General features: G+C 66.6%; 10 protein-coding genes. 3 read left to right on the top strand and 7 right to left on the bottom strand.

Annotated elements, in window-relative coordinates:
- Positions 1-19: 19 nt before the first annotated feature.
- Positions 20-1,384, bottom strand: a complete 1,365-nt coding sequence (locus ABNX08_RS07535; RefSeq protein ID WP_041681002.1) for an amidase — start codon at positions 1,382-1,384, stop codon at positions 20-22.
- Between the two features lie 267 nt (positions 1,385-1,651).
- Between ABNX08_RS07535 and ABNX08_RS07540 the strand changes: the two genes are divergently transcribed.
- Together ABNX08_RS07540 and purL are read left to right on the top strand one after the other, a co-directional pair.
- Entirely contained in the window at positions 1,652-2,266 is a 615-nt protein-coding gene (locus ABNX08_RS07540) for a winged helix DNA-binding protein (protein ID WP_022534567.1), read from the top strand.
- 189 nt (positions 2,267-2,455) lie between these two features.
- Positions 2,456-6,502 (top strand): phosphoribosylformylglycinamidine synthase, encoded by a 4,047-nt coding sequence (gene purL, locus ABNX08_RS07545; protein WP_022534568.1) that lies wholly within the window; start codon positions 2,456-2,458, stop codon positions 6,500-6,502.
- A gap of 225 nt (positions 6,503-6,727) precedes the next feature.
- Here the strand turns inward: purL and ABNX08_RS07550 are convergent, their stop codons facing one another.
- The 6 genes from ABNX08_RS07550 to ABNX08_RS07575 form a co-directional block, all read right to left on the bottom strand.
- Complete coding sequence (locus tag ABNX08_RS07550) at positions 6,728-7,027, bottom strand: hypothetical protein (RefSeq protein ID WP_041681003.1); 300 nt, start codon at positions 7,025-7,027, stop codon at positions 6,728-6,730.
- Positions 7,028-7,070: 43 nt separating this feature from the next.
- The gene (locus ABNX08_RS07555; protein ID WP_022534570.1) at positions 7,071-7,865 is read right to left on the bottom strand and encodes a peptidylprolyl isomerase; all 795 of its coding nucleotides are present in this window, start codon (positions 7,863-7,865) and stop codon (positions 7,071-7,073) included.
- 4 nt (positions 7,866-7,869) lie between these two features.
- Positions 7,870-8,184, bottom strand: a complete 315-nt coding sequence (locus tag ABNX08_RS07560) for a BolA family transcriptional regulator (protein WP_022534571.1) — start codon at positions 8,182-8,184, stop codon at positions 7,870-7,872.
- Positions 8,185-8,221: 37 nt separating this feature from the next.
- Positions 8,222-8,761, bottom strand: coding sequence for a septation protein A (locus ABNX08_RS07565; RefSeq protein WP_022534572.1), 540 nt, complete (start codon positions 8,759-8,761; stop codon positions 8,222-8,224).
- A gap of 15 nt (positions 8,762-8,776) precedes the next feature.
- Positions 8,777-9,241: a peptide-methionine (R)-S-oxide reductase MsrB gene (gene msrB / locus ABNX08_RS07570; RefSeq protein ID WP_022534573.1), complete on the bottom strand. Its 465-nt coding sequence runs from the start codon at positions 9,239-9,241 to the stop codon at positions 8,777-8,779.
- Positions 9,242-9,316: 75 nt separating this feature from the next.
- On the bottom strand, positions 9,317-10,888 hold the full coding sequence (locus tag ABNX08_RS07575) for a YdiU family protein (RefSeq protein WP_022534574.1): 1,572 nt from the start codon (positions 10,886-10,888) through the stop codon (positions 9,317-9,319).
- Between the two features lie 406 nt (positions 10,889-11,294).
- Here ABNX08_RS07575 and ABNX08_RS07580 point away from each other — a divergent pair, with 406 nt between their 5' ends.
- Entirely contained in the window at positions 11,295-12,920 is a 1,626-nt protein-coding gene (locus tag ABNX08_RS07580; RefSeq protein ID WP_022534575.1) for a 3-(methylthio)propionyl-CoA ligase, read from the top strand.
- Positions 12,921-12,951: the final 31 nt, after the last annotated feature.

The following is a 12,951-nucleotide window of genomic DNA, read 5'->3' on the forward strand; positions in this document are numbered from 1 at the left end:
CCTGAGCGACAGGCTCGGCTCAGTCGTCGCGCTGTGACGGTTGCACGATGCGTTCCAACGCAAGGGCCGTGCCCAGCACGTCGGCATCGCGCATCGGGCCGTGCGACAGCATCAGTCCCACCGGCAGCTCGTCCGGCGCGTGGCAGGGCAGCGAGATCGAGCAGCCGTCGAAGAAATTGAATGCCGAGGTGTTGCGCAACAGCAGGGCATTGACGCGGAAGAACTGCGCATCATCGGTGCGCAGCGGGGCGATCTCGGGCGCCACCATCGGCACGGTCGGGCAGGCCACGGCGTCGAAGCGGGCCAGGCGCGCCTCCATGCGGGCGATCCAGTCGAGGCGGGCACGGCCCAGGTCGATATAGTCGGCGGCGCTGATATTGGCGCCGCGGTCGATGCGCGAGGCTACGCGTGGGTCGTACAGCTCGCGGCGGGTGGCCAGCACATGGCGGTGGATGGCGTAGGCCTCGGCTGAGCTGAAGCCGCCTTGCGCGTTCAGGCCGGCCAGTTCGCCGAGTTCCGGCAGGTCGATGTGCTCCAGTTGCACGCCGGCTGCCGACAGGCGGCCCAGCGCGCGGTCGAAGGCGCGTGCGACCACCGGGTCGAGGTCGTCCAGCAGGTACTGGCGCGGGATCGCCAGCCGCATGGCGGTGGGGCTGGTGACGCGCGGGATCACGGCGCTGTCGGCGATCACGCTGTCGACGGCGACGCAGTCGCCGACCGTGCGCGCCATCGCGCAGGCGGTGTCGAGCGTGTACGACAGCGGAAACGCGCCGGTCAGCGGCACGCGCCGCGCGGTGGGCTTGAACCCGGTGATGCCGCACAGCGCCGCCGGGATGCGGATCGAGCCGCCGGTGTCGCTGCCGAGCGCGGCGACGGCCAGTCCCAGCGCCACCGATACCGCGGCACCGGACGACGAGCCCCCGGGAATGCGCGCCACCCCGTCAGTGCCGGCCGGGTTGACCGGCGTGCCGTAATGGGGGTTGATGCCTACGCCCGAGAACGCGAACTCCGTCATATTGGTGCGCCCGACGATGGCCGCCCCCGCCTGGCGCAGCCGCGCGACCACGGTGGCGTCGGCCGCGGCGGGCTGGGCATCCTGGCGCACCACCGATGCCGCGCGCGTGACCTCGCCGGCGATGTCGTACAAATCCTTCACCGAGACCGGCAGGCCCGCCAGCGCGTGCAGCGGCTTGCCGGCGCGGCTGGCGGCATCGGCGGCGCGCGCGACCTGCGCCGCGGCCTCGAAGGTGCTGTGCAGGAACACGGCTTCCGCGGCCGGGCCCACCGCCGCCGCGGCCGCCTGCTCGATGATCTGCGCACGGCTGGTGGCGCCCTCGCGCAGGCGGGTGTTCAGGGTGTCGAGGTCAGGCAGCATCGATGGCATGGGCGCAAGAACTGGTGAGAGGGCGGGGCGGCGGCTGCGTCGTTGCCGACGGTGCCTGCCGGCACGGGGGGCACGGGGAGGGCGGGGATGCGCATGCGCCGGGCGGGCCGTGCCCGACGTTCCTCCTCATGCTTTACCTGTATTTATTAGGTGTTCATGCTCATAATTCGCCAATAAACTGTCAAGCTAAAATTGCCGGGGCGCGCTCGGGGCTTATACCTAGCATCCGCTAGGGCCCGCGCCATCCCATCGAAAGGAGTCTTCCGCATGGCACGCAAGCCAGTCGAGACCGGCCACGCCGCCGCCGTGGCGGATCCTGTGGCCGATTCAGTGCCCGACCAGCCGGCGGCAAGGCCGGCGCCCGCGCTGTCGCGCGCGGCCGGCACCAATATCGTGTCGTCGTCCCACCTGGTATCGGTGCGCAGCCCCGAGTTGTCCGAGTTCGAGTTCGGGCTGAATACCGCCTACAACGCCTACAGCCGCTGGGTGGTGCGCTGCATGGGCGCCGCCGGGGTGCGCGACCTGACCTTCCTGGACGTGCTGGTGCTGCACCACGTCAACCACCGCGGCCGGCCCAAGCGGCTGGCCGATATCTGTTTCGTGCTGAACGTGGAGGACACCCACCTGGTGACCTATGCGCTCAAGAAGCTGCAGGGGCTGGGGCTGGTGGCCGGGGAGCGGGTTGGCAAGGAAGCGACTTACTCGACCACGCCGGCCGGCGCCGAGGCGTGCTCGCGCTACCGCGAGATCCGCGAGCAATGCCTGACCAGCAATTTCTCCGAGGGCAGCGACGAGAACGCCGAGATCGGCGAACTGGCCCGCCTGCTGCGGGTGCTGACCGGGCTGTACGAGCAGGCCGCACGCTCGGCCACGTCACTCTGAGCCATAAATGGCCGTATGTGACGCATAGGCGTTATCACGAATTGCCGTAACACGGCGCTGCGTTGTTGTCGCAGTGCAAAATCCGGGGCCCGGCAAGGTACAATAGCGGTTTCCCGCCAGCCGGCACCCCATGCAGCGGTGCCGGCCAAGCTGCAGCCCCTACCTCTTCGCCTCCCGACCGCTACGATCATGGCGCATTTCTCGTGCTTCCCCGGCGCTTTGGCGCTTTCCGCCTTCCGTCAGCAACGCCTGCTCACCGCTCTCCGGCAAATCGACGCCGATATCGAGTCGGTGCACGGCCAGTTCCTGCATTTTGTTGACGCGCAGACGCCGCTGTCGGCCGACGACCAGTCGCGCGTGGCGGCGCTGCTGACCTACGGCGCACCGTTCGCCGAGCAGCCCGAGGGCGATCGTTTTGTCGTGATTCCGCGCTTCGGCACGATCTCGCCGTGGGCCAGCAAGGCCACCGACATCGCCCATAACTGCGGCCTCACGCATATCCACCGCATCGAGCGCGGCATCGAGATCACGGTCATCTGCAAGAAGGGCCTGCTGCGCGGCCGCAAGACGCTGGACGCGGACACCCGCGCTGCCGTCGCCGCGCACCTGTTCGACCGCATGACCGAGACCGTGGTCGCCTCGCGCGAGGACGCCGCCGGCCTGTTCCAGGAACTGCCGGCCAAGCCGCTGCGCTTTATCGACATCTCGGCCGGGCGCAGCGCGCTGGCCGCGGCCAACGTCGAGATGGGCCTGGCGCTGTCCGAGGACGAGATCGACTACCTAGTCGACGCCTACGCCAAGCTGGAGCGCAACCCGACCGACGTCGAGCTGATGATGTTCGCGCAGGCCAACAGCGAGCACTGCCGCCACAAGATCTTCAACGCCACCTGGACCATCGACGGCGTGCAGCAGGACAAGTCGCTGTTCGCGATGATCCGCAATACGCACCAGCTCAATCCGCAGGGTTCGATCGTTGCCTATTCGGACAACTCGGCGGTGATGGAAGGCGACGTGGCCGAGCGCTGGTTCCCGCGCGGCGACGACCACAAGTACGGCCGCCACGAGGCGCTGACCCACACGCTGATGAAGGTGGAAACGCACAACCACCCGACCGCGATCTCGCCGTTCCCGGGCGCCTCCACCGGCGCCGGCGGTGAAATCCGCGACGAAGGCGCGACCGGCCGCGGTGCCAAGCCCAAGGCCGGCCTGACCGGCTTTACGGTGTCCAACCTGATGCTGCCCGAGGCCGTCGAGTCCTGGGAAAACGACCGCGACGCCGCCCAGCCGGTGGCGCACCGCAACCCCGACCACAAGCCCGGCGTGACCGGCAAGCCGGACCGCATTGCCTCGCCGCTGCAGATCATGATCGACGGCCCGCTCGGCGGCGCCGCCTTCAACAATGAATTCGGCCGCGCCAACCTGGGTGGCTACTTCCGCGTCTACGAGCAGAACGTCGGCGGCACCGTGCGCGGCTACCACAAGCCGATCATGATCGCGGGCGGCATCGGCAATATCGACGCCTCGCACACGCACAAGAACCCGCTGCCGGCCGGCACGCTGCTGATCCAGCTCGGCGGCCCGGGCATGCGCATCGGCATGGGCGGCGGCGCCGCCAGCTCGATGGCGACCGGCACCAACACCGCCGACCTGGACTTCGATTCGGTCCAGCGTGGCAACCCCGAGATGGAGCGCCGCGCGCAGGAAGTGATCAACGCCTGCTGGCAGCTCGGCGACGCCAACCCGATCCTGTCGATCCACGACGTCGGCGCCGGCGGCATCTCCAATGCCTTCCCGGAACTGGTGGACGGCGCCGACCGCGGCGCGCGCTTCGACCTGCGCCAGGTGCACCTGGAAGAGTCCGGCCTGTCGCCGGCTGAGATCTGGTGCAACGAGTCGCAGGAGCGCTACGTCCTGGCGATCGCGCCGGACAGCTTCCCGCAGTTCCAGGCCATGTGCCAGCGCGAGCGCTCGCCGTTCGCCGTGGTCGGCATCGCCACGGAAGAAAAGCAGCTGCAACTGGTCGACGCCAGTGTCGACGCCGCGCTCAAGGAGCACTACGCCGTCAACATGCCGATGGACGTGCTGCTGGGCAAGCCGCCGCGCATGCACCGCGACGTCAAGCGCGTGGAACAGGCGCTGCCGGCCGTGGATGTGACCGGCATCAGCCTGGAGCAGGCCGTGCGCGACGTGCTGCGTCACCCGACCGTGGCCAACAAGTCGTTCCTGATCAGCATCGGCGATCGCACCGTGGGCGGCATGAACGCGCGCGACCAGATGGTCGGCCCATGGCAGGTGCCTGTGGCCGACGTGTCGGTGACCACGCTCGATTACAAGGGCAACGCCGGCGAAGCCATGACCATGGGCGAGCGCACCCCGCTGGCCGTGATCGACGCCCCGGCCTCCGGCCGCATGGCGATCGGCGAAGCGCTGACCAACCTGGCGGCTGCACCGGTCAAGGACCTGGGCAAGGTCAAGCTGTCGGCCAACTGGATGGCAGCCTGTGGCGTGGAGGGTGAAGACGCCAAGCTGTATGACACCGTGCACGCCGTAGGCATGGAGCTGTGCCCGGCGCTGGGCATCAGCATCCCTGTCGGCAAGGATTCGCTGTCGATGCGCACCAAGTGGCAGGACGACGGCGTCAACAAGGAAGTGGTGGCGCCGGTGTCGCTGATCATCTCGGCCTTCGCCGCGGTGGACGATGTAAACCGCACACTGACGCCGCAACTGCGTACCGATGCGGGCGACACCGTGCTGATCGCTGTCGACCTTGGCCGCGGCAAGAACCGCATGGCCGGCAGCATCCTGGCGCAGGTCATGCAGCAGGTCGGCGACAGCGCCCCCGACGTCGACAATGCCGAGGACCTGAAGAACTTCTTCAACGTGATCCAGCGCCTGAACCGCGAAGGCAAGGTGCTGGCCTACCACGACCGTTCCGACGGCGGCTTCCTGGCCACGCTGGCCGAGATGGCCTTTGCCGGCCACTGCGGCGTTTCGCTCAATGTCGACATGCTGGCACTGGATCCGCAGCAGGAGCAGGACTTCGGCGACGCCAAGAACTGGGCACAGCAGATCGCCGAGCGCCGCAACGACCAGACCCTGCGCGCGCTGTTCTCGGAAGAGCTGGGCGCGGTGGTGCAGGTGCGCATGCAGGACCGCGACGCGGTCTTCGCGGTGCTGCGCGAGGCCGGCCTGTCGGCGTGCAGCCACGTGGTCGGCAAGCCCAATGCGACCGATCAGGTCGAGATCTATCGCGACGCCAAGAAGGTGTTCGGCGCCTCGCGCACCGACCTGCAGCGCAACTGGAGCGAGGTCAGCTGGCGCATCGCACGCCTGCGCGACAACCCGGCCTGCGCCGACAGCGAATACGACCGCCTGCTCGACGCCGCCGACCCCGGCATCAGCCCGGTGCTGACGTTCGATCCGGCCGAGGATATCGCCGCGCCGTTCATCGCCACCGGCGCCCGTCCGCGCGTGGCGATCCTGCGCGAGCAGGGCGTCAACTCGCAGATCGAGATGGCGTACAGCATGGATCGTGCGGGCTTCGATACGCACGACGTGCATATGAGCGACCTGATCGCCGGCCGTGCCAACCTGGCCGACTTCAGCGGCTTTGTTGCCTGCGGCGGCTTCAGTTACGGCGATGTGCTGGGTGCGGGCGAGGGCTGGGCCAAGACCATTCTGTTCAACGCGCAGATGGCCGAGCAGTTCGCGGCGTTCTTCAACCGCCAGGACACCTTTGCGCTGGGCGTTTGCAACGGCTGCCAGATGATGAGTAACCTTGCCCCGATCATCCCGGGCGCGGGTGCGTGGCCGAAGTTCACCCGGAACCAGTCGGAGCAATACGAAGCGCGCTACGTCACGGTGGAAGTGCAGTCGTCGCCGTCGATCTTCTTTGCCGGCATGGAAGGCAGCCGTATTCCGATCGTGGTTGCGCACGGCGAAGGGTTTGCGGACTTCTCGCAGCAGGGCAATATCGGCGAGGCCAACGTTGCGCTGCGCTTTGTCGACAACTACGGCGCGGTCACGCAGGCCTATCCGCTCAACCCGAACGGTTCGCCGGAGGGGATCACCTCGGTGACGACCTTCGACGGGCGCTTCACTGTGCTGATGCCGCACCCGGAGCGCGTGTTCCGTGCCGCGACCATGAGCTGGGCGCCGGATGCGTGGAAGCAGGTTGCCGATGGCGGCAGCCCGTGGATGCGGATGTTCCGGAATGCGCGGAAGTGGGTGGGGTAAGGGCGCCCCGGGCGGTTGGACGGGATGAGCTGAAGGCCTGTCCCACGCTTAGCGCAGCTTAGTCAGGAGGCCACCGGCAGTGCTGGTGGCTTTCTGTTTGTCGTGGATGCGGGGTGTCTGCGGTTTGCCCCTGGTATCTGCTCGACGGCGCGCGCGGCTGGTTACAGCAGCGACCCGCTGTGGAACCATCTACCCGCTCCAAGCCGCAGCAGGGGCGCCACCCATTCATCCCAAAATCGGCGCCATCAACCTCGAACTCCACGACGCATACGCATAAGTCAGCATCCGCCCCGCATCAAAACCGGGAGACGGCCTGATCTCGCCGCGAACCTCCTTGTACGCCACGACGGCGTGCAGGATCTTCTCGGGAGCGTAGCGGTCACGCAGCGGGAGGTGGGGATGGAGCCGGCGCCAGCCAGGGGCGGCGCCGTCCAGGGACGCCCAGGCCAGTGCGCAATAGCACATGCCCCGGGACGAGAGATGCCACAGTTGCCAGTATCCGGCGGTCGTCTCCACGCGCTGCATCCTTCAACAGTGCAGACCGGCGGGGGGGCCGACCGGTCCGTGCTTACTGAATCTTGGCCTTGTCCTTCAGCGACTTCATCATGGCCTGGAACTGCTCACGCTGCCAGTTCTGGTCGCCCATCAGCATCTGGGTCAGTTGCGGCTTGACCTCTTCGAACGACGGGATCTTGGCTTCGCGCACGTCCACCAGCTCGATGATGTGCCAGCCGAACTGGGTCTTGACCGGGGTCTCGGTCATCTGGCCCTTCTTCAGGCCGGTCATGGCCGCCGAGAACTCCGGCACGTAGCTGCTGCTGTTGGCCCAGTCCAGGTCGCCGCCGTTGGCCGCCGAGCCCGGGTCCTTGGAAGCGGCCTTGGCCTGGTCCTCGAACTTTGCGCCGCCCTTGATCTTGGCGATGATGGCCTTGGCGTCGGCTTCCTTCTCCACCAGGATATGGCGGGCGTGGTATTCCTTGCCGTTGCCGAACTGCGACTTGATCTTTTCGTACTGCTTGCGCAGCTCGGCGTCGCTGGCGCCGTGGGTCTTCACGTAGTCTTCGAACACCGCGCCGGCCAGCACGTTCAGGCGGGCCTGTTCCAGTTGTTCCTGCACATCGTCGCGCTGGGTCAGGCCGCGCTTGTTGGCTTCCTGCACAAGCAGTTCGCGGTCGATCAGCATGTTGCGGGCCCGCGAGCGCAGCTCCGCATTGTCGGGCTGGCCGGTGCCGGCGATCAACTTGTCCAGCTTAGCCGACGGAATGGCTTTGCCATTCACGACGGCGGCATTCTGGGCGATGGCCGGCAGGCTGCCGGCAGCAAGCACAGCCGCCAGGCTGAACGAGAGGACGGTGGTCTTCATGGAATCAGGTCTGAGAGTTGCTGGAAGATGCGCGTGATTGAGCGCGCGTTTGGTACTCTTGGTCGGTGAACGCAGTCACGGCCAGTGCGTGGATCTGCGCGGGGAACAGACCGCGCAGCGCATCATACACCATGCGGTGTCGCGCAACCCGGTTGTGACCTGCAAAGCGCTCGCTGACGATTGTCACGTCGTAGTGTCCGCCGCCAGAGGCGGCGCCGGCGTGTCCGGCGTGCAAGGCGCTGTCATCGCGCACGGCCAGGTGGCTGGGGGCGAGCGCATCGCGCAGCATCGCCTCGATAGTGGCGGGATCGGCTGCCATCAATGGATTCCTTCTGATTCTGGGGTGGACAGGGACGTCAGTCCTTGCTGTTCTCGGGCATATGGCGCGACAGCCAGACGCTTTGCGCGACGATAAACACCAGCATCAGCCCCATGCTGCCGAACAGCTTGAAATTGACCCAGACGTCAGTCGAGAACTGGTACGCCACGTACAGGTTGAGCACGCCCATGGCGGCGAAGAAGCCCGCCCAGGCGGCATTCAGCCGCGCCCACACCGAATCGGGCAGGCTCACCTGCTTTTCCATCATGGCGCGGATCAGGTTCTTGCGCCAGCCGATCACCGAGCCCATCAGCGCCGCGGCGAACATCCAGTACAGCACGGTCGGCTTCCACTTGATAAAGGTCTCGTTGTGCAGCACCAGCGTGGCGCCGCCGAAGACCGCGATGATCAGCAGGCTGACCCACTGCATCGGCTCCACCTTGCGGTGGCGGAACCAGACCCAGCCGATCTGCACCACCGTCGCGGCGATGGCCACGGCGGTGGCGGTGTAGATGTCTGCCAGCTTGAAGGCAACAAAAAACAGGATGACCGGGAACAGGTCGAACAGGAATTTCATGCGGTACCAGGTTATTCAGCGCTGCGGATCGCGCTGGGGATCGTTACCGCTGCCGGCCCCGTGGGCATCATCCGCCTCACGTTGCGCCGGGTCGCGATCGTCGAATTTTAGCGCAGCCGAGTTGATGCAATAGCGCAGGCCGGTCGGCGCCGGGCCATCTTCGAACACGTGGCCCAGGTGGCTGCCGCATTCCTTGCACCTTACCTCGATCCGGACCATGCCGTGGGTGTGGTCGGTATGTTCGGCAATGACCTCGCCGTTGATCGGCCGAAAATAGCTGGGCCAGCCGCAGCCGGCATCGAACTTGGTGGCGGACTCGAACAGCGGCGTGCCGCAGCCGACGCACTTGTAGATGCCGCGGTCCCAATGGTCCCAGTAGCGGCCGGTGAAGGGGCGCTCGGTGGCCGCCTCGCGCGTGACGCGGTACTCGATGTCGGAGAGTTGTTCACGCCACTCGGCGTCGGTCTTGGTGGTGGTCATGGTCGGGTCTTCCTCGGTTTTTACGTGCTTTGCGCGAACCTTACACCGGCTGGCGCCAAAGTGCAGGCGCGGGGCTCACGACGAGCAGCTGACTTCCAGCCCCGACGCCCAGTCCGGCGGCAGCGCCGCGTAGTGTTCCGCTTCCGGCTGTTCGTCGAACGGGCGCGACAGTACGGCCAGCAGGCGGTCCACTTCACTGAAGTCCTTCTCGCGTGCGTGCCGGATCGCGGTTTCGGCCAGGTGGTTGCGCAGCACGTATTTGGGGTTGACTGCCAGCATTTCCAGTTCGCGCGCGGCATCGTGCGACTGGTCGGCGCGCAGGCGCACGCGGTAGTCGGCCACCCAGGTGTCAAAGGCGGCGCGATCCAGGAACAGGTCGCGCACCGGCGCGTCGCGCGAGGCATCGGTCGACGAGATACCGCACAGCTTGCGCCAGAACAGCGTGTAGTCCACGCGCTGGCCGTGCAGCAGCTGGAACAGGCTGGTCAGCAGCGGCTCGTCGGTTTTGTCATCGCCGCCGGCGGGCGGGCGCAGGCCCAGCTTGGCGCGGTAGTGGCGGAAGAAGGCGGCGGCGTAGCGGTCGCGGAACGGGTCAAGCGCGGCGCGCGCGGCTTCCACGGCGGCGTCGCGCGCGCTTTCCTTGTCGGACTCTTCCTGCGAGAGCCACAGCGGCATCAGCGCCTGCGCCAGGCAATGCAGGTTCCAGAACGCAATCTGTGGCTGCTGGCTGTAGGCGTAGCGGCCCTGCGTGTCGGAGTGGTTGCAGATATGGTTGGCGTCGAACGCGTCGAGGAAGCCGAACGGGCCGTAGTCGATGGTCAGGCCCAGTATCGACATGTTGTCGGTGTTCATTACGCCGTGGCAGAAGCCCACTGCCTGCCAGTGCGCGATCAGGTCGGCGGTGCGCAGAGACACCTCGCGCAGCAGTGCCTGGTAGGGCTGGGCATCGTCGCGGCAGGCCGGCATGAAGTTGTCGATGACAAAGTCCGCGAGCTGGCGCAGCGCAGCTACGTCGCCGTGCGCGGCGAAATGCTCGAAGTGCCCGAAGCGGATAAAGGTCGGCGACAGCCGCGTCACCACCGCGGAGGTTTCGATGGTTTCACGGCGCACCGGCGCGTCCGAGCCGACGATGGAGAGCGCGCGCGTGGTCGGCACGCCGAGCGCGGCCATGGCCTCCGAGCACAGGTACTCACGGATCGAAGAGCGCAGCACCGCGCGGCCGTCGGCCATGCGCGAATAGGGCGTCAGCCCGGCGCCCTTGACCTGGATCTCCCAGGGGCCGGTATCGGTCTCGGCCTGCGCCAGCCGGATCGCGCGGCCATCGCCGAGCTGGCCGGCCCAAACGCCGAACTGGTGGCCGGAATAGACCGTGGCGATGGGGTCGGCCCACTCCGGCAGCTGGTTGCCGACAAAGGTCTCGATAAAGGCCTGCTCAATGCCGATGTCGGCATCCCAGCCCAGCAACGCGGCCGCGGCCGGCGCCACGCTCACCAGGTAAGGCGAGGGCAGCGGCGAGGGAGGCAGGCGCGTGAAGAACTTTTCGCCAAGTGCAGCAAAGCCAGGCGAGGTGCGGAAGGGAACGGACAGCGGAACGGACGCCGTGGCGCGCGAGGGTTGTGGAGCGAAGGACTGGGGCGTGTCTGGCATCGCGTAGTGGCGCGGGGGCGCTAGGGGCGGTGTGCATCGCGTGGCCCGGAAGCGGTGCTGCAGGCCGCTTGCAGGGCAGTGCAGCGCCGCATGCCGAGGTCACGGAAATGCGATTGTGGCTAGGGAAAACGACATGTTGAGGTGCAACATGCCACGCAGTATTGTACGTCCTCAATGGTTCTCGACTGACGAGACCGCCACGCACCGCACGGTTATTCCCCCTCCTTTAGTGCGCACATAAGTCCGGTGCATGGACATTCGCAGAATTGCGGCCCCGATGACCACGACAGTACGGCAGTGCACAACAGAATCACGTTGACGCTGATTCGATGCACGGGAACAATCGCCAAAAAATAGTACGGTTGTTCGTTTTCAGGCGAAAACCAGACTTTCAGGAGACAGGTACATGGCATTGATGGGTCAAATGATGAGCGCTCCGCTGCTCATTTCCTCCATGATCAAGCACGCCGCCCGTTACTACGGGAGCACCGAGATCGTTTCGCGGCGCACGGAGGGCGACCTACATCGCTACACGTACCGTGACTGCGAACTGCGCGCGCGCAAGCTGGCGCAGGCGCTCGGCGCACTGGGCGTGAAGCAGGGCGAGCGGGTCGGCACGATGGCCTGGAACGGCTATCGCCACCTCGAGATCTACTATGGCGTGTCCGGCATGGGCGCCGTCTGCCATACCGTCAACCCGCGCCTGTTCCCCGAGCAGATCGCCTATATCGTCAACCACGCGGAAGACAGCTACATCTTCTTCGACCTGACCTTCCTGCCGCTGGTGGAAGGCGTGGCGCCGCATTGCCCCAACGTCAAGGGCTGGGTGGCGATGACCGACCGCGCGCATATGCCGGCGGAATCGAAGGTGCCGCTGCTGTGCTATGAGGAGTTGATCGACGCCCAGGACGGCAACTACGAATGGCCACAGTTCGACGAGAACATGGCGTCGAGCCTGTGCTACACCTCCGGTACCACTGGCAACCCCAAGGGCGCGCTGTACTCGCACCGCTCGACGGTACTGCACTCCTATGCGTCGGCCATGCCCGACGCGCTGGGCTGCTCCGCCAGCGACGTGATCCTGCCCGTGGTGCCGATGTTCCACGTCAATGCCTGGGGCCTGCCGTACTCGGTGCCGCTGGTCGGCGCCAAGCTGGTGCTGCCGGGTGCCAAGCTGGATGGCGCTTCACTCTATGAACTGTTCGAGCAGGAGAAGGTGACCTTCTCCGCCGGCGTGCCGACCGTCTGGCTCGGCCTGCTGCAATACGTGCAGTCGAACAAGCTGAAGTTCTCCACCTTCCGCCGCACCGTAATCGGCGGCTCGGCCGCGCCGCCGGCGATGATCCGCGCGCTCGAGGCGCTGGACGTCGAGGTGATCCACGCCTGGGGCATGACCGAGATGTCGCCGCTGGGCACGTCGTGCAAGCTGCTGGCCAAACATGCGGAGCTGTCCGACGCCGACCGCCACAAGATCCAGGAGAAGCAGGGCCGCGTGATCTTCGGCGTCGACATGAAGATCGTCGACGGAGAGGGCAAGGAACTGCCGTGGGACGGCAAGGCCTTCGGCGACCTGATGGTGCGCGGGCCCTGGATCATCGAGCGCTACTTCCGCAACGACGCCAACCCGCTGGTCGACGGCTGGTTCCCGACCGGCGACGTCGCCACCATCGACCCCGATGGCTTCATGCAGATCACCGACCGCAGCAAGGACGTGATCAAGTCCGGCGGCGAGTGGATTTCGTCGATCGATATCGAGAACGTCGCCGCCGCGCACCCCGCGGTGCATATGGCGGCGTGCATCTCGGCCTACCACCCCAAGTGGGACGAGCGTCCGCTGCTGGTGGTGGTGAAGAAGCCCGGCGCCGAGGTCAGCCGCGAGGAACTGCTGCAGTTCTTCGAAGGCAAGGTCGCCAAGTGGTGGATCCCGGACGACGTGGCCTTTGTCACCGAGATCCCGCTGACCGCCACCGGCAAGATGCAGAAGCTCAAGCTGCGCGAACAGTTCAAGGACTACAAGCTGCCGTCCGCCTGAGGCCGGCACGCCAGGCCAACCGGTGCGCCGT

Source organism: Cupriavidus sp. DF5525 (genome assembly GCF_040149425.2).
Lineage (GTDB): Bacteria > Pseudomonadota > Gammaproteobacteria > Burkholderiales > Burkholderiaceae > Cupriavidus > Cupriavidus pickettii_A.

Excerpts from the sequence above, each read along its gene's own strand:
- ABNX08_RS07565 (WP_022534572.1), bottom strand. The coding sequence starts at position 8,761 with ATGAAATTCCTGTTCGACCTGTTCCCGGTCATCCTGTTTTTTGTTGCC.
- purL (WP_022534568.1), top strand. The coding sequence starts at position 2,456 with ATGGCGCATTTCTCGTGCTTCCCCGGCGCTTTGGCGCTTTCCGCCTTC.
- ABNX08_RS07560 (WP_022534571.1), bottom strand. The coding sequence starts at position 8,184 with ATGGCAGCCGATCCCGCCACTATCGAGGCGATGCTGCGCGATGCGCTC.
- ABNX08_RS07580 (WP_022534575.1), top strand. The coding sequence starts at position 11,295 with ATGGCATTGATGGGTCAAATGATGAGCGCTCCGCTGCTCATTTCCTCC.
- ABNX08_RS07540 (WP_022534567.1), top strand. The coding sequence starts at position 1,652 with ATGGCACGCAAGCCAGTCGAGACCGGCCACGCCGCCGCCGTGGCGGAT.
- msrB (WP_022534573.1), bottom strand. The coding sequence starts at position 9,241 with ATGACCACCACCAAGACCGACGCCGAGTGGCGTGAACAACTCTCCGAC.
- ABNX08_RS07550 (WP_041681003.1), bottom strand. The coding sequence starts at position 7,027 with ATGCAGCGCGTGGAGACGACCGCCGGATACTGGCAACTGTGGCATCTC.
- ABNX08_RS07575 (WP_022534574.1), bottom strand. The coding sequence starts at position 10,888 with ATGCCAGACACGCCCCAGTCCTTCGCTCCACAACCCTCGCGCGCCACG.
- ABNX08_RS07555 (WP_022534570.1), bottom strand. The coding sequence starts at position 7,865 with ATGAAGACCACCGTCCTCTCGTTCAGCCTGGCGGCTGTGCTTGCTGCC.
- ABNX08_RS07535 (WP_041681002.1), bottom strand. The coding sequence starts at position 1,384 with ATGCCATCGATGCTGCCTGACCTCGACACCCTGAACACCCGCCTGCGC.